This is a genomic window from Kiritimatiellaceae bacterium, assembly GCA_013141415.1.
In the GTDB taxonomy this organism is placed as follows: Bacteria; Verrucomicrobiota; Kiritimatiellia; order Kiritimatiellales; family Tichowtungiaceae; genus Tichowtungia.
This window is the reverse complement of record JABFQY010000005.1, coordinates 104,280-120,219: the sequence shown is the minus strand read 5'-3', so window position 1 is coordinate 120,219 and position 15,940 is coordinate 104,280. Positions and strand designations below refer to the sequence as shown.

The 15,940-nt window shown below is 55.1% G+C and carries 15 protein-coding genes and 1 pseudogene; 3 read left to right on the top strand and 13 right to left on the bottom strand.

Annotated elements, in window-relative coordinates:
- Positions 1 to 28 precede the first annotated feature (28 nt).
- The 10 genes and pseudogenes from HOO88_07685 to prmC form a co-directional block, all read right to left on the bottom strand.
- Positions 29 to 1,300 carry a zinc-binding dehydrogenase gene (locus HOO88_07685; GenBank protein ID NOU36635.1) on the bottom strand — a complete coding sequence of 424 codons (1,272 nt, stop codon included), beginning with the start codon at positions 1,298 to 1,300 and terminating at the stop codon, positions 29 to 31.
- 21 nt (positions 1,301 to 1,321) lie between these two features.
- A complete protein-coding gene (locus tag HOO88_07680; GenBank protein NOU36634.1) occupies positions 1,322 to 2,395 on the bottom strand; it encodes an SDR family NAD(P)-dependent oxidoreductase in 1,074 nt (357 codons plus the stop codon).
- Positions 2,392 to 3,597: a PHP domain-containing protein gene (locus tag HOO88_07675; GenBank protein NOU36633.1), complete on the bottom strand. Its 1,206-nt coding sequence runs from the start codon at positions 3,595 to 3,597 to the stop codon at positions 2,392 to 2,394. The genes HOO88_07680 and HOO88_07675 overlap by 4 nt, the downstream gene beginning before the upstream one ends.
- Before the next feature lie 4 nt (positions 3,598 to 3,601).
- A complete protein-coding gene (locus HOO88_07670; protein NOU36632.1) occupies positions 3,602 to 6,055 on the bottom strand; it encodes a dehydrogenase in 2,454 nt (817 codons plus the stop codon).
- A 46-nt stretch (positions 6,056 to 6,101) separates the two neighbouring features.
- Positions 6,102 to 6,476 (bottom strand): four helix bundle protein, encoded by a 375-nt coding sequence (locus tag HOO88_07665; GenBank protein NOU36631.1) that lies wholly within the window; start codon positions 6,474 to 6,476, stop codon positions 6,102 to 6,104.
- A 29-nt stretch (positions 6,477 to 6,505) separates the two neighbouring features.
- Entirely contained in the window at positions 6,506 to 7,873 is a 1,368-nt protein-coding gene (gene lpdA / locus HOO88_07660; protein ID NOU36630.1) for a dihydrolipoyl dehydrogenase, read from the bottom strand.
- Between the two features lie 120 nt (positions 7,874 to 7,993).
- Positions 7,994 to 8,233, bottom strand: a pseudogene (locus tag HOO88_07655) (2-oxo acid dehydrogenase subunit E2).
- A gap of 10 nt (positions 8,234 to 8,243) precedes the next feature.
- Positions 8,244 to 9,566, bottom strand: a complete 1,323-nt coding sequence (locus HOO88_07650) for a 2-oxo acid dehydrogenase subunit E2 (protein ID NOU36629.1) — start codon at positions 9,564 to 9,566, stop codon at positions 8,244 to 8,246.
- A 12-nt stretch (positions 9,567 to 9,578) separates the two neighbouring features.
- Complete coding sequence (locus tag HOO88_07645) at positions 9,579 to 10,340, bottom strand: DeoR/GlpR transcriptional regulator (GenBank protein NOU36628.1); 762 nt, start codon at positions 10,338 to 10,340, stop codon at positions 9,579 to 9,581.
- Positions 10,341 to 10,451: 111 nt separating this feature from the next.
- Positions 10,452 to 11,456, bottom strand: a complete 1,005-nt coding sequence (prmC, locus tag HOO88_07640) for a peptide chain release factor N(5)-glutamine methyltransferase (protein NOU36627.1) — start codon at positions 11,454 to 11,456, stop codon at positions 10,452 to 10,454.
- A gap of 196 nt (positions 11,457 to 11,652) precedes the next feature.
- Between prmC and HOO88_07635 the strand changes: the two genes are divergently transcribed.
- Complete coding sequence (locus HOO88_07635; GenBank protein ID NOU36626.1) at positions 11,653 to 12,102, top strand: hypothetical protein; 450 nt, start codon at positions 11,653 to 11,655, stop codon at positions 12,100 to 12,102.
- Between the two features lie 54 nt (positions 12,103 to 12,156).
- On the opposite strand, the gene HOO88_07630 is transcribed toward HOO88_07635, so the two are convergent.
- Entirely contained in the window at positions 12,157 to 13,302 is a 1,146-nt protein-coding gene (locus HOO88_07630; GenBank protein NOU36625.1) for a deoxyguanosinetriphosphate triphosphohydrolase, read from the bottom strand.
- 100 nt (positions 13,303 to 13,402) lie between these two features.
- Here HOO88_07630 and HOO88_07625 point away from each other — a divergent pair, with 100 nt between their 5' ends.
- On the top strand, positions 13,403 to 13,927 hold the full coding sequence (locus tag HOO88_07625; GenBank protein ID NOU36624.1) for an NUDIX hydrolase: 525 nt from the start codon (positions 13,403 to 13,405) through the stop codon (positions 13,925 to 13,927).
- A gap of 87 nt (positions 13,928 to 14,014) precedes the next feature.
- Complete coding sequence (locus HOO88_07620; GenBank protein ID NOU36623.1) at positions 14,015 to 14,818, top strand: PEP-CTERM sorting domain-containing protein; 804 nt, start codon at positions 14,015 to 14,017, stop codon at positions 14,816 to 14,818.
- Between the two features lie 73 nt (positions 14,819 to 14,891).
- Here HOO88_07620 and HOO88_07615 read toward each other — a convergent pair whose 3' ends face one another.
- Complete coding sequence (locus HOO88_07615; GenBank protein NOU36622.1) at positions 14,892 to 15,215, bottom strand: hypothetical protein; 324 nt, start codon at positions 15,213 to 15,215, stop codon at positions 14,892 to 14,894.
- Between the two features lie 25 nt (positions 15,216 to 15,240).
- The gene (locus tag HOO88_07610; GenBank protein NOU36621.1) at positions 15,241 to 15,906 is read right to left on the bottom strand and encodes a hypothetical protein; all 666 of its coding nucleotides are present in this window, start codon (positions 15,904 to 15,906) and stop codon (positions 15,241 to 15,243) included.
- Positions 15,907 to 15,940 lie beyond the last annotated feature (34 nt).

Below are 15,940 nucleotides of genomic sequence, written 5' to 3'. Positions count from 1 at the left end.
CGCCTTTTCTCTTTGAATCGTCAGCGGATTAAATCGTCGGAGCGTTGGCGAGCAGATATTTCTCCGCCTCAGGACTCCAGAGTCCGTTATGCTTTTCAACAATCGTCGCCAGCTTTTTGCAGAGCGGGCAGTTTTTGTCTTTCAGTTCCGCCAGTGCGGTCAGCGGCATCGAAATACCGGTGTAGATCAACTTCTTGCCGCCGGGAATCTTCGGCAGGTTGAGCGTGGTTTCGATAACGGCATCCAGTCCGCCGACGTGCGTAATCATAGTCGATGGATTCAAGTCTCCGGCCTCCATCATCTTCAACGCTTCAAGCATGTCGTCGGTATTCCCTCCGGTGGTTCCGACCAGATGGGTCGCTGCATAGTGAACGCGGAAGAAATTGAAGCCAGCGGAAAATTCCGGATCGGTCGGGCCGGCAAAGAAATTCAGGCAACCGTCGAAGGCCAGAATTTTATCGCCCTGCTCTACGACCGGTTTGACCGGCGCGTAAACAAACACATCGTTGAATCCGGCGCCGTTCGGGGTCAGCGACTTGAGATAGTCGGTTCCATGTCCCTCTTCCGCTGTATTCACATAGAGCAGTTTCACGCCGTTTTTCGCAGCCTCTTCCACCGTGTAGATGGATGCCGCCCGCTGAAGCCGGGTGGTGTCGATGTCGGTTACCACCACGAGAGCGGGTTTCCGGTCGCAATGAATCGCATAATCAATCGCGCCCAAACCCATCGGGCCGACGCCAGCCAGAATCGCCACGGCGCCGCCTTCTACAATTCCCATATTATGAACATAGGTTCCGGGCTTGGTGTGATAATTGGCGTGGTATGCGCCGACGATACAGGAAACCGGTTCCGCCAGCGATCCGTGATAATACGCTTCGCCGTTGAACGGCAGCAGACAATTCATTTCCATCACCTCGTTCGGAATAATGATCGTCTGTGCATCGCCGCCGACGTGCGGATAAGAATAGCCGGGAGCAGACAGCAGTCCAGCCGGGCCGTGCGGATAGTTTATTGCAGGCTGAATAGAAAATTTCTGACCGACCTTAAACTGTCCGGCCCACTTGGATCCGACCTCCAGAATTTCGCCGCAGAACTCATGACCGATGATGACCGGGTTCGTTGCAATATCTTTCGGTACGCGCTGATGGCGCGAACCCTGACCCGCTTCTTTATAGGAGGACATGCAGATAGAGTCGGAAACCACCCGCGCCAGAATTTCATTATCCTTGATCGGCGGAAGATCAAATTCTTCGAGTCTCAGATCTTTTTCGCCGTATAAACGTACTGCTTTGGTTTTCATGATTGCTCCTTGTTTTAAAAATCAGTTCAACATCACCTGTCCACCGGTCACAGGAATTGCCTGTCCCGTTTCATACTTCTGCTCCACAGAGTAAAGAATCGCTTTGGTTACGTCGTCGCCGAAACAGCCGCGGTTCATCGGAACCTGTTTTTCATAAAACCGGCGGACATCGACCACCGTTTTCGCACCCGGCACCTTGCCGGTATTCAGATACTGAACAAACAGCCCTCGCTCCGGATCGCTCCAGAGCGGCCCGTCAAAAAAGTTGCCGGGGCAAACGGTGTTGACCTTGATGTTATCGGTCACCAACTCTTTGGCGAAGCTCTGCACGAGGCCGACGGAACCGAATTTCGAACCGGCATAAGCGCCGTTCTTGTTGGAGCCTTCCAGCGCCGACTTAGAGCTGATCGTCACGATGTCGGTGAAATATTTCCCGGTCGGCTTATTCATCGCCGCCATCACCGGCGCGGCATGTTTGGTGCAAAGAAAAAAGCCGATATAGTTCACGTCGGTGACAAACCGGAAATCTTTGAGCGTCATTTCTTTGACGCTGCCGGCCTTCAGCACACCGGCGTTGCTGACGAACAGATCGATGCCTCCGACGGTCAGAACAATTTGATCCACCATCGCTTTAACGGAATCTTCATCGGTCACATTCACGGCAACGCCGAAGGCGACCGTGCGTCCGGCTTCGGCATTAAGATTCGCAGCGAGCTTCTTCGCACCGTCCGCATTCATGTCGGCAATAAAAACGAGCGCACCGTTTTTGATCAGCTCGCGGACGATTCCTTCGCCGAAGCCCTGCGCGCCGCCGGTCACTATGCAGACCTTATTATTCACCACGGCCGCGCGGCCGGTCGCTTTCCGAGCATTGGAAGTTCCGGTGACCGCATCGTCGTAATCTTCGCCGAGCAGAAAAGCGCCAACACCTTCGACGCTCACCGAGCGCATTCCGGGCTTAAACTGCGCCGTCAGATTTTCGGCGGAGCATTTCAGCTCTGCATTTCCAATGCAGTCTTTAAAGACGACGATATTGCCTTTTTCTCCGTCAAAGGTCAGGCCGCGCAACAGCGGGGAAATTTCAAGTGCGTTCATATCAGTTCGATCGCCCTTTCCGGTTGGGTGTGGTCAATTCGCATTCCAATGTCTGCATATTTCGCGATGCGTTTTTCCAAAGGCTGGGCAGCCAGCGGATTCTGCGGATTAAAAATCCCAAGCTGCGGATTTTCCGCCGCCAGTTTTTCATGCGCAATGAGCGCCCACGCCGCATCCACCAAATGGCGAAATTCCGGCTCAAGTAGAATCGGGCAGTTGAACTCCTGCCGCGAGCTGTTGATGTCCACGCCGCTGATTTCCATCAGGCCATTTGCCTGACAGAGTTTCTGCAAACGAAGCAACTGCGGCTTGGTGTTGCGCGGCGGCATGTAGGTGATCGCCTTGAAGCCGATCTTTTTCAGCTCCGGCACTAACTCGTCGAGATAGTCGTCCTCAAATTTTTCAGCCTTCTTGTCGCCGGTCGGCGATTCGCCAACGTCGCCCAGATAGGCGTAAGCCGGAATCGCGCCGATGTCGTTAGCGAATTTGACGGCATTGACGACGTTGATGCATTCGTCTTTATCGGACAGGATGAAAAACTCCGGAACCAGCGCCGATTTGAACACGCCGAGCAGGTCATAAGCGTAATGCGGGTTGTTCATATCCAGCAGAACCGTTTTCAATTTTTCAGGCATTGGAATTTTCATCTGCTGTTCGACAAAATCGATCAACTTCTGCCCTTTGCCATACGCCGCGATCAGTTTCAGCGACAGCGCATAAAGAATGTGGCGCTCGGTAATCGACCCGCCGTTGGCCGCTTCGGAAATCGCCATCACGTCCGCGTCGAAATCGAGTTGCGGTGCGCCGAGTTTCGCCAGCTTCGCGTTGAGCAACCCAACTTCTTTCCGATCACGGGCGATCCGCGCGTCGTGAATCGGTTTCAGGAATTTCTCGACCGCTTTTAACTGCGTGCGCGGAATGCCGTGAAAAGCGATATAGCTGACGTTCGGTTCGTCCGGATTGTTGGTCTTGCGCCCTTCCACCAACGTGCCATCCATGTTGACGCGGATTTCGCAACCGGCGGTGGCGGCAATGCCGACCGCCTTGGCCGCATCTAGAAACTCTTCGCAACCGGAAACCGAATCATGATCCATAATTCCGACCGTACCCAACCCTGCCTCTTTCGCCTTGGCGGGAATTTCCGCCGGAGCGTAAGGGCTGAACGAGTAAGTCGAATGAACGTGATTATTGATTTCCTGCATTCGCTTACACTCCTTTGCGGGCAACGCGCAGCATTTCGCCGGTGGTGTAGTTGTTTTTCACGACATGGCCCGGCAGCGGCAGAATGCGCTGATGAATCGCATCGATCATCCAGTCGGGCTGCGGATAATAATCCGTTTCCATTTCGGCGGCGGGCGAAATCCAGTTCTTGGCGCCGACAACAACCGGCGGAGCGTCGAGGTGGTCGAAGCAAAGCTGCGAAATATTGTTGGCGATGTTGTGCAGCGCGCTTCCGCGCTCCACAGAGTCCGACGCCAGCAGCACGCGGCCGGTCTTCTTCACCGACGCCACGATCTTGTCGTAGTTAAGCGGGTTGACGAAGCGCAGGTCGATCACTTCAGCTTCCAGGCCGTACTTGGCCTTCAGCGCGTCAGCGGCCTTGATGCCGGTGTAAAGCACCGGACCGACCGTGATGATCGTCAGGTCTTTACCTTCGCGACGAACAGCCGGTTCGCCTTCCGGCGTTTCGTAGTAGCCTTCCGGTACGCCGCTCTTCTCGAACATTTCGCCGATGCCGTAGGTCTTCTGCGATTCAAAGAAGATAACGGGGTCGGTTCCGGCCAGCGCGAGGTTGAGCATACCCTTTGCGTCGTAGGTCGTGGCGGGATAGTAAACCTTCAGGCCGGGAATGTGATTAACCATCGCGGTCCAGTCCTGCGAATGCTGCGCGCCGTATTTGTTACCGACAGAAATACGCAGAACCAGCGGCATCTTCAAGATACCGGCGGACATCGACTGCCATTTGGAAATCTGGTTGAAAATTTCGTCACCGGCGCGGCCCATGAAGTCGCAATACATCAGCTCGACGCAGACGCGGCCGCCGCTCAGCGCGTAACCGCAGGCGGAACCGACAATCGCGCCTTCGGAAATCGGCGAGTTGAACAGACGGTGATACGGAATCGCTTCGGTCAAACCATTGTAACAAGCGAACGCTCCGCCCCAGTCACGGTTTTCTTCACCGTACGCAATCATCGTCGGATCGGTGTAGAAACGGTGAATCATCGCTTCAAAAATGCCGTCGCGGTAGGTGTACAGTTTGTTGGCCCCGATCGGCTTGCCGTCGGCGTCGAACGCATAGCGGGCTTTGCCGGCCAGCTTCTTGACGCGCGGATTCTCTTCCATCGGCATCAGAACGTCCGGCTTGCGGTCGTCGAATTTTTCAACCTTGCCGTTGGAGTACATCACACCTTCGATGATGTTGATATCGGTGTACGGCGAAACGGTTTTGTCGGTGGCCAGTTTGAGCGTCTTGGTGACCTTGGCAACAACCGTTGCTTTCAGCGCGGCAGCATCATCGGCGGTCAGTGCGCCGTTGCTGATCAGGTATTCACCGAACAGCTTGACGCAGTCGTTGGCTTCCCACGCTTCGATTTCTTCCTTGGAGCGGTAGGAGGAAGCATCGGACGGTGAGTGACCGGAGATGCGGTAGGTGACGACGTCGAGCAGCGCCGGGCCTTTGCCTTCGAGCAGAATATTTTTCTGCCGTTCAGTGGCGTCGGCAACGGCCAGCGGATTGTAGCCGTCCACGCGCTCGGCGTGCATCTGCTCCGGATTAATCCCGGCGCCGATGCGCGCGACCATGCCGTAGCCCATCGTTTCGCCGGCGGTCTGTCCGCCCATGCCGTAGTGGTTGTTCATGATGTTGAACAGCACCGGCGGCGCACCGAAGCTCTTGTCCCACAGCGTGCGGTACTGATCCATCGCGGCCATCCAGAAACCTTCCCAGACCGGGCCGCAACCGAGCGACGCGTCGCCGATGTTAGCGATGACGATGCCGGGCTTGCGGTTGATCAGCTTGAAGAGTGCCGAGCCGACAGAAACGTCGCCGGAGCCGCCGACAAGCGCGTTGTTCGGCATAGAGCCAAACGGAATAAAGAACGCGTGCATCGATCCGCCGAGACCTTTATTGAAACCGTTCTGGCGGGCGAAAATTTCAGCCAGCGTTCCGTAGAGTACGAAATCTTCGGCGAGATCCTTGACGCTCTTGTGCGAGCCGTCTTTCACCGGCTTCACCGTGGCGCCGCCGAAAAAATCATCCATGATTTTGGTAAGCTGAGCGTCATCGAGCTGGTAAACCGCCGAGAGACACTTGGCGAGAATTTCGCCGTGCGAGCGGTGCGAGCCGAAGATGTAGTCTTCGGTAGTGAGGTGAACCGCCTGACCGACAGCGGCCGCTTCCTGACCGATCGAAAGATGCGCCGGACCGGGATGGTTGTATTCGATTCCCGCGTACGAGCCCTGCACCTTGATTTGGTTGAGCATGGTTTCAAATTCGCGGACAACCAGCATGTCGTAGTACATCTTTTTCAGACGCTCGACGCCGTACTTTTTCACTTCCTTCTTATAGTCCGGTTTGTACTGGTTGACCGGAATCGGCTTGAAAGTGATTTCGCCCGCTTTGCGGACTTCTTTGGGACAAACATTCTGAATCTTGGGCATGGTTTTACTCCTTTTAAATATCGAATATTGAACAGGGAATTTCGAATTACGAAGTTCGGTTCATATTCGCCTTTGCGGTTTTAATACTGGTTACAAAAATTGAAATCAGCTCATTGGTTTCATCGATAAGCGCTTGAAGCTTTTCTTCACTGAACATCTCGGAACGAATAATAATCCTCAGACAGATGCGAGTCTCCCGAAGCTCTTTCAGACAGATTCTCATCTTGTGAACAAAATCCTTACGGGATTCAGCACCTTGCGCTTCCCCGTAATTCAAAGCCGGCGAAGTACCGCTGCGCGTCAGTTGTCCGGACAGATGCAGACCTGCCTGCGTGTTCGGCAAGGAATTCGCAACCTTGATGCAACGTGCCGCAAAATCAATCAGCCGTTCTTCAAGGTCAAACTTTTCTTCCTTCGACATTCAATATTCCTTGTTCAATATTCTGCGTTTTACAGTGCAAACATGGTATCGCGAATCACTTCGCCGACCGTCGGATGCGGGAAAACAATTTCGCGGATGTCTTTCACCCGCAGCTCGGCTTCGATCATCACCGCCGCGCCGTAAATCATTTCGGAACAGCCTGCGCCGACCATGTGAACGCCGAGCAGTACGTCGGTATCGGCGTCTTTGATGACTTTGACGGAGCCGGGGCCGCGCTTGCCGTTTTCGGCGAGGAAGCGCCCGCTCATCGTCAGCGGCAGTGAAGCGGTTTTGACTTTGTGCCCGGCGGCCTGCGCCTGTTCTTCGGTATAACCGCAACCGGCCACTTCGGGCATGGAATAAACGGCCCACGGAATCGCGTTCATACGGAAACGGTCGCGCTGTCCGCAGATCGTGTTGAGCGCTACTTCGCCCATGCGGGTCGCGGAGTGCGCCAGCTGCGATTTACCGGTCACGTCGCCGATGGCGTAAACGTTCGGCAGATTGGTTCGCTGCTGTTCGTCCACCTTGATGCCGCGCCGGTCGAAATCGAGCTTCGCTTCTTCAAAGCCCATACCGGCCAGATTCGGAACGCGGCCGACCGACATCAGCACAATGTCCGCCTGAATGGAGTTCGATTCGCCTTTAGCGTTTGTGTATTTCACATCGTGGCCGTCAATCGCCGTGACTTTGCAGCCGAGATTGAATTCCACTTTGCCTTTGAGCGCTTTGCGGAATTCCTTGGCCTGAGCGCGATCCATGAACGGAATAATTTCTTCAAGCATTTCGATGACGTCGACTTTGACGCCGAGACTGCTGAAGAAGCTGGCGAACTCGACACCGATCACGCCGCCGCCGATGACGGTCAGTGTTTTCGGCATTTCGGTGATGTTCAGAATTTCCGTGCTGGTCATCACGTGCGGCTGCTTCGCGCCGGGAATCGGCGGAACAAACGGCGATGAACCGGTAGCGATCACCACGTCGGTGCCTTCGTAAATTTTGTCGCCAACCTGCACCTTGCGCGGGCCGAGGAGCTTCGCGCTGCCGGTCACCACGGTGACCTTGTTCTTCTTCATCATGAAGCCGATGCCGCCGCGCAGTGTTTCGATCACTTCTTTTTTCCAGGCCATCGCCTTGGTGATGTCGAATTTGACTTCGCCGGTGGTCACGCCGAATTCCGGCGCTTCCTTGGCGTGGACATAATGCTTGGCGGAGTTGAGTAGCGTCTTGGTCGGAATACAGCCGCAGTTCAGGCAGACGCCGCCGAGATGTTCTTTTTCAACCAGCAGAACTTTCTTGCCGAGGTGTCCGGCGCGCTCAGCCATGACGTACCCGCCGGGGCCCGCGCCGATGATGATGATGTCAAATTCAGCTGACGCTGAATTTTCAGGAGTCAGGAGTCGGGGAGCAGGAGTCGGCGTTTTGATTTCAACCTTCGGCGTTTCAACCGGCTTACTGACTTCTGATTCCTGACTCCTGACTCCTGCCGTTGCGGGGCGCAGCCCCGAAACATCCTCGCCGGGAGCGCCGATGGCGGCAATGACTTTAAGAACGGGTACGTCCGCGCCCTCTGCATAAAAAATTCCGAGAACCGTTCCCGCCGCCGGAGCAGGAACTTCAAACGTCGCTTTGTCGGTTTCGACTTCGCACAGCGCCTGACCTGCGACAACGGTATCGCCTTCTTTAACTTTCCAGCCGGCGATGATGCAGGACTCAACGGATTGTCCCTGCCGCGGCATTAAAATTTCTGTAGCCATAAATGTCTCCTTAAAATTTCAGACCGGCAAGCGTGTCGCGCATAGCGGCGAGGAAGCGTCCGGCGGGAGCTCCGTCAGTTGCGCAGTGGTTAAAGGTGATTGAAAGTCCCATGTGCGGAATGAAGCCGACTCCGCCCTCTTTATTCATCACCGGCTTGGGCTGCACGGAGCAGATACCGAGAATACCGACTTCCGGCGCGTTCAGCACCGGCGTGAACATTTCAATGCCCGCCGCGCCGAGGTTGGTGACCGTAAACGTTCCGCCTTTGAGCGCATCAGGATCAACCGTTCCTTTGATACAGGCCGAGCCAAGCCGCTTGGCTTCCGCAGCGATCTCTTCGAGCGAAAGTTTATTAGCGAAGCGGATAACCGGCACCATCAGGCCGCGCGGTGTATCGACCGCAAAACCGAGATGGACGTTTTCGAACTGCACCATTTTGCTACCGAGCCAGTAGGCGTTGAGTTCGGGAAAGTTAACCAGCGTCTGTGCGACAGCATAGAGCACCAGATCGTTGATGGTGATTCCGGCTTTGTCGGTAGAATCCTTGAACTGTTTGCGGGCTGCAAGAATCGCGCGCGCATCCGCCGACGTGTGCATGGTGAGCTGCGCAGTCGTCTGCATGGAGTTGAGCATCCGGCCGGCGACAAGTTTTCGTACACCTTTGACCGCAATTTCTTTCAGCGCACCCATCTGTTCAGCGCTATAGCTGACTTCCGGTGCCGCCGGAACCGGTGCGGGCGCGGCAGACGGAGCCTGAACGTCAGACGAAAGAATCCGTCCGCCGATACCGCTACCGATTGCGGCAATCTTCGCCTTGGCGGCGGGCGAAAGCGGAGCCTGTCCGGCGAGCGCGGCTTTGACGTCGCGTTCGATTACGCGACCTTCCGGTCCAGTTCCCGGAATTACTGCGATATCGACGCCTTTGCTCTCAGCCAAACGCTTTGCCCGAGGCGAAGCCAATCCGGTCACTGAACCAGAACGCTGAATATTGAATGTTGAAACCTGAACCGCAGAAGGGTCTTTCACTTCTTCCTTCGAAGTTTTCTGTTCAATATTCTGCGGTTCTTCCGGCCGCAGGCCGGAAACATCTTCGCCCGGCTTGCCGATGGCTGCGATCACTTTCAAAACGGGCACGTCTGCGCCGTCCGCATAAAAAATTCCAAGCATGGTTCCGGCGGCAGGCGCTGGAACTTCAAAGGTCGCTTTGTCGGTTTCGACTTCGCACAGCGCCTGACCTTCGGCAACCGTGTCGCCCTCTTTCACTTTCCAGCCGGCGATGATGCAGGACTCAACGGATTGACCCTGCCGGGGCATCAAAATTTCTGTTGCCATAAAATACGCTCCTTAAAGTTCCGCTTTGTAAATACTCACACCTGCTTCGCGCAGATCCTTTTCAAATTCAGTGCTCAGCCCGGCATCCGTGATCAGTCCGTCCACGCCGTCAAACGGCAGAATCCGCGCAAAGCCCGGATTGCCGAACTTGCTGGAATCGCAAATGGCATATACCTGCTGCGCCTGCTGCGCCATTTTGCGCACCAGATCAGCGCTTTCCACCAGATGCGCCGTAAACCCGTGCTTGACGGAAATTCCGTCCACGCCGATGAATGCTTTGGAAACAAAAACCTGATCCAGCGATTGGATCGCCAGCGGACCGACCAGTCCTTCTTCCGACGGACGGAATTCGCCGCCGACCAGTGTGACGCGCAGTTGCGGGTTGGTTCGGGCGTAGGTCAGCAGCAGCGTGTTGTTGGTGACAATGTGGATGTTGCGTTTGCCCAGCAGATATTTGGCAATCAGCGCCGTGGTGGTTCCCGCAGAAATAATGACGGTGTCGCCGTCCTGAATTTTTTCTGCCGCAACTTTGGCAATCGCCGCTTTGCTGTCTTTGCTCTGGCGCATCCGGTCGAGAATGTGCGGATGGAAAGCCGGCATGGCGCCGCCATGGGTGCGAACAATAAAACCTTCTTCTTCCAGCGCGCCAAGATCGGTGCGGATTGTGACCACGCTGACGCCAAGCACCTGCGCGAGCGTCGAAACACTCACGCTGCTATCCTCGGCAAGCATGTCGAGAATGGCTTTCTTGCGGTCTGAAAAAGCTGAAGTCAATGCAACGCGCCTTTCGTTTAACTATCCAATTGCTTTCTTTTACCAGCCCAAGACGCTTCTATTCAATGCTTTTCTTCTTTTTATTTCAGCCGGAAGCCGTGGGGCTTGGCTTTAGCGCCGGAAACCGATGACGATACGATCGAGTCCGGCGTAGTCTTTTTTGATCTCAACCCGTTGGAAACCAGCATCTTTCAATATCAGGGCAACGGCAAGACCTTGGTCGTAACCGATTTCAAGAAAGATGCCGCCGCCGGGTTTCAGAACCCAAGCCGCCTGTTCAACCAGCGGACGAACCAGATCGAGGCCGTCCGCGCCGCCGTCGAGCGCCAGCTTCGGCTCAAAGTCGCGCACAGACGGATCCAACGTTTTGCAGACACCGGAAAGAATGTACGGCGGATTCGAAACCACGATGTCGAGCGAAGCCTCCGCAAAAAATGTAAACGCGACGCCCTCGTCGCGTCGCGCCGTAGCCTCAGGCGAAGGCGGATCGCGTTTCTCCTGTTTACAACGCGACGGGGTCGTCGCGTCTACATTGAGAAGATTTCCCTGCACAGCAGTAAACCGGCCGCCGAATCCCAGCCGCTCGGCATTCTCTTTTGCCAGCGCCAGCGCATCCGACGAAACATCGACCGCGACAACTTCAGCGTTCGGCAGTTCCGAAAGCAACGCCAACGCAATGCAACCAGTACCAGAGCCAACGTCCACGATCTTTAACGTAGACGCGACGCCCTCGTCGCGTCGCGCCGTAGCCTTAGGCGAAGGCGGATCGCGTTTCGTCTGTTTTGTACGCGACGAGGGCGTCGCGTCTACGTTATCCAAAACAGCCTGAACGAGAAGTTCAGTTTCGGGCCTGGGAATCAGCGCGCGGCGGTCGCAGCGGATTTCCAAACCTCGGAAATCGACGTGACCGATAATGTATTGGATCGGCTCGCCCTGCTCTGCGCGGACAATCAGTTTTTCGAGCTCCGCCTGCTGCTCCGGCGTGATGGTTTTGAAATAAATTTCGAGCGGCCTGCAACCCATCACATGCGCGGCAAGCTCCTCGGCGGCGCGCTTCGCGTTCCCGCTACCCGCCGCCGCCAGCCGCGCTTCAAGTTGTTTGATTAAATCATTCATATAACTTCGCCCGGTGAGGCCACCGAGCCTACAAATTCAGCCGGAGAACTGTAGGCTCGGCGGCCTCACCGGGCGAGAAATTAACAAACCATTTCCAGTTTGCCGCCCTTGAGCCTTCAAGCTACATTCACGGCGATATTAATCTAACCCGTACAAAACTGAAGTAAGGCTAATAACACTGTCCCCCGGATAAATTATGAAAAAGTCGAAGCTGGCGTTCGCTGGGTTTATCACATACGCATTGCTTGAACTAGTCGGTCTCTTCTACGGACTTGTTTCTGGTCGGATGACTTCATCTGGCGTCAATCTCCCGCCTCTGGGAATGGTTGTTGGTTTTGTTTTCATCACCATGCTGGTTGGAGCTCTGGGCGCGATCATTGGGTTGGGCTTTTCACTGTTCCACCGATTGATTCCTGGTCGTGCGCTATACAGCAAAGGGGCTGCCTATAATGTGCTGGTTGGACTTGCTCTCTCGGCGTTCCAACGTCCGAGCCAGTTCAGAGTCTTTGACGCCACATTTACTCTGATTATGAGCGCGGTGTTCGGGTTGTTGTTTGTGTGGCTGTACTTGAAACTCAGTAGTGGTAAAAAAGGCGAACAAATCGATTCCGGGAACGTGGACTCGCACCGCGTCCATGATCTCTGACGTTCATCCCGTCTGATCTCCGACTGCTGGCGTCTGACCTCTGACTCCTGATCACTACGCGCCGATGCCGTACTTGATACATTCTTCGAGGGCGTAACGGTCGGTGCAGCCGGCGACGTAGTCGCAGACGGTGCGCATGAGTCCTTCTTCCGGAATCCGCGTCTGTGCTTTTTTCCCCATCGCTTCCGGATGTTTGACGTAGTGCAGGAAAAGTCCGCGCATCAGGGCGACGGCTTCATGGTTGGCGTCCAGAACCGTCGGATGTTCGTAGAGCTGGCGGTACATAAACTTTGAAAATTCGTCGAGCAGTCCACCCATTTCACTGCCGAACGTGATGAGCCGTTCCGGCGCGGTCATGACGGCGGCGATTGTCTTCGGATTGTGCTTTTCAATGCGCAGATGTCCTTCGCGCAGAACGTCCTGCGCCTGCAGGTCGAGCAGGTTGCGGATGGTGATGCGCAGGAAATGTCCGGCGTCGAGCGCGGCATACTGCTCGCGGGTGCGGGCGGCGGCCAGTTTCCAGAAGGCCTGCTTTTCGAGCTGGTCGAGCGTGATAAGTCCGGCTTCAAGTCCGTCGTCCACGTCGTGAGCGTGATAGGTGATGTCATCGGCGACGTCGGCGATCTGGGCTTCCAGATATTGGAACGGGCCGATCGGATGACCGTCGAGTTCGGCGTCGGGGCGGGAGGCTTCGTGTTTGAGCAGTCCGGAGCGTACTTCCCATGAAAGGTTCAGTCCGCAGAACCCGGGATACTGATATTCGAGTTTTTCGACAGCGCGCAAGCTTTGCAGGTTATGATCAAATCCGCCGTGATCTTTCATCAGATCGTCGAGCACATCTTCGCCGCGGTGGCCGAACGGACTGTGGCCGACATCGTGTGCCAGACAAATGGTTTCGGTCAGGTCTTCGTTGACGTGAAAGGCGCGGGCCAGCGTCCGTCCGACGGCGGCCATTTCGATCGTGTGGGTCAGGCGCGTGCGGTAGTGGTCAGCGGTTCCGTTGACAAAAACCTGCGTTTTATATTCCAAGCGACGGAAGCAACGGCTGTGCAGAATACGGTCGCGGTCGCGCTGAAAGCAGGGACGAACCGGATGATCCGGCTCCGGATAGAGGCGGCCCAGACTGCGGGCGCTGTGCGCGGCGTACGGCGCAAGGTCGCGCGCTTCGAGTTTTTCCCATTCCTGTCGGGCGTGTGTCATGGCGGCATTCTAGCTTTTCGCCGCGATTTGACAAATGACACGGCGAGGATTTTTCGTCTATTCTGCATCTGGTGGCATCGCCGACAAGGAGACACAAAATATGTACGAGAAAACGCTTAGAACGAAAACGGTTTTTGAAGGACGCATCCTGAGTCTGGATGTGCTGGATGTTGAACTGGCGGGCGGGCGAACCGGAACGCGCGAGATTATCCGCCACGGCCCGGCGGTGGCAGTAATCGCCCGGCGGCGCGACGGCCGGTTTGTGTTTATCCGCCAGTTCCGCAAAGCCATGGAACGGATTTGTTTTGAAGTGATGGCGGGAAATGTCGATTTCGGTGAGGCGGCGGAAGCCGCCGCTATCCGCGAACTGAAAGAGGAAACCGGTTATTCGCCGGATTCCATCCGCTTTCTTTCCTCGATTTATCCGTCGGTCGGCTACTGCACCGAGCGGATTGACATCTTCTATGCCGACGTTCATGAACCCGGCGAAACCGACTTTGATCCGGACGAAAACATCGAAACCGTCCTCGTCACCGAAAAGGAAATGGATTCCATGATCCGCGCCGGAAAGGTAGATGATGCCAAAACCCTCGCCGTCTGGGCGCTCTACAAAGCGCATTCGTAATGAAATTCCTTACGCCCTGTTCCGAATTTTGACATTGCGCCACTTCAAAATACGGGCAATATATCCGCATTTAACGGGAGGTTATTTATGCGCTTATCAGCTTTTTTTGTCGCGGCGGTTCTTATCTCGGCAACAAGTTTCGGCACAGTGATCAATCAGATCGGAACCTATACCAACTGGACTTCAACATGGACTTCGCTTGGCGGCTATGACGCCGATAACGGGGTAGATTCAACAGCCGAATTTGTCGGCAATGCCGCAACCCCCGGCCTCTATTACGCTAACAACGGCTCTTATGTGATGTTCCGCATGCGAGTAGATCAAAGCCCCTATCAGGAGGATCTGGGCACACACCTTGTGCTGATTGATATTTTAGGTAATGGCGTAAGTGGTATCGACTACGCCTTTTCATGGGACAGTTACTCTAAAAATAATGCATGGCACGGACTGGAAATGAACGTCCGCCACACCGTGGGATCGACATGGGGCACCACTGACGTGACGGATAATGACGGCAGTGAAGGATCCAAACTAGCCACCGATATCAATGGCGGCGGACGTACAACCGACGGCTATATCCGCACAACCGACAACCAAGCTACGGCCAATTTTAGCGACACTACATTCATTGACTTCGCCGTAGCCTGGAGCTATCTGGAAACCTATACCAGCCTCAGACAAAATCAGAGCTGGAGCATTCAACTGGCCAGCATCAACGGCGGGACGGATCATAGTAACTTCAATGCTGATATCGGCGGTGGTGCCAATCTTTCAGATTCTCCAACCGTCGGCTGGAGCAGCCCCGTCGCTGTTCCCGAACCGGCTACAGCCCTTCTGCTGGCTCTCGGCGGCGGATTAACCTGGCTCTTGCGACTGAAACAGCGGTGTTAAACCGCTCCTTATCAAAAGCAAAAAGCGCTCCGAATGGAGCGCTTTTTTTATACATACAACACTGATTCCTCTGTCAGATCGCCAGCCGACCGGTCATTAGCAGAACGAAGAGGATCACGCAGATTGCGCACAGCCCCAGCGACCAGTAAGGCAGCGGGCTTTTATCGTCTGCGCGGCGCATCAGCTTTGACCAGGCTGCCAGCGCCGCCAGCGTAAAGGTCATCCCCAGCACCGCCAAAAACGCCAGCCAGTTCACGTTGGTATGCGGCGCTCTGGAGCCGGCCCGCCCCACCAACGGCATCATGACGCAGTTGCAGAAGAAAGAAATTCCAGATGCCACGGCCAGTGCACTGCCGACGACCGGTTTTCCCATTAATTGCGTGTATGTTAATTTCATAAAAGCACTCGCAGGCCACAGGGTATCATTCGCCACCGCCGCCATCGCCACTAGCGCCTTCACCCTGCTTGAACGCCCTGCCGGTCAATCCGTTTTTGAGAACGTTTTTGGATCCCTGATTGCGCGCCATAATCTCATCTGCGCTATCCACATCTTTGTATTTCGCAGCAACAACCACAAAATTATTGCTGGCAGCCTTGCCGCCAGCCACCTTGTTACTAACCACAAATCCGTACTCGGCGGCATATGCGTTGATATCCGGACGTACAACATTCTTGTCCTTGCCAAACGGTACGCTGAAATTCCAGACATCTTCGCCGCTATAATCAATCTCGCTCGTCACCACCTTACCTGCCGTCCTGAACTTCTTCTTCTGCACCTGCAACTTTTGGCCGTACCAAATATTGGTGCCGTCCCGTATCTCAGCAGTTAACCGCATGGTGCCGACAAAGGGACTGTCCTTATCCTGTTCTGACGTGATTGTAATGACCTTAGACTTTACGCCAGTCTTCGCATTTTTGGTCTCCTTGATGCTGACTGTGCCGACAGAAACATGTTTTTTCGCTGCTCGAATTTGTGAGGTAATAGCAACATCATCCGGCGAAACTGCCGCCGCATCGGTGCTGTCATCCAGAGCAACCGCCGCTGCGGCTATTAATAAAATCCCCGCCACACTTGCTGTAATACGCATATCGAGCCCTTTCAACTATTGCACTATTCGACCG

Coding starts and splice junctions, on each gene's coding strand:
- HOO88_07685 (NOU36635.1), bottom strand. CDS start 1,300: ATGAAAACCAAAGCAGTACGTTTATACGGCGAAAAAGATCTGAGACTC.
- HOO88_07680 (NOU36634.1), bottom strand. CDS start 2,395: ATGAACGCACTTGAAATTTCCCCGCTGTTGCGCGGCCTGACCTTTGAC.
- HOO88_07675 (NOU36633.1), bottom strand. CDS start 3,597: ATGCAGGAAATCAATAATCACGTTCATTCGACTTACTCGTTCAGCCCT.
- HOO88_07670 (NOU36632.1), bottom strand. CDS start 6,055: ATGCCCAAGATTCAGAATGTTTGTCCCAAAGAAGTCCGCAAAGCGGGC.
- HOO88_07665 (NOU36631.1), bottom strand. CDS start 6,476: ATGTCGAAGGAAGAAAAGTTTGACCTTGAAGAACGGCTGATTGATTTT.
- HOO88_07650 (NOU36629.1), bottom strand. CDS start 9,566: ATGGCAACAGAAATTTTGATGCCCCGGCAGGGTCAATCCGTTGAGTCC.
- prmC (NOU36627.1), bottom strand. CDS start 11,456: ATGAATGATTTAATCAAACAACTTGAAGCGCGGCTGGCGGCGGCGGGT.
- HOO88_07635 (NOU36626.1), top strand. CDS start 11,653: ATGAAAAAGTCGAAGCTGGCGTTCGCTGGGTTTATCACATACGCATTG.
- HOO88_07630 (NOU36625.1), bottom strand. CDS start 13,302: ATGACACACGCCCGACAGGAATGGGAAAAACTCGAAGCGCGCGACCTT.
- HOO88_07625 (NOU36624.1), top strand. CDS start 13,403: ATGTACGAGAAAACGCTTAGAACGAAAACGGTTTTTGAAGGACGCATC.
- HOO88_07620 (NOU36623.1), top strand. CDS start 14,015: ATGCGCTTATCAGCTTTTTTTGTCGCGGCGGTTCTTATCTCGGCAACA.
- HOO88_07615 (NOU36622.1), bottom strand. CDS start 15,215: ATGAAATTAACATACACGCAATTAATGGGAAAACCGGTCGTCGGCAGT.
- HOO88_07610 (NOU36621.1), bottom strand. CDS start 15,906: ATGCGTATTACAGCAAGTGTGGCGGGGATTTTATTAATAGCCGCAGCG.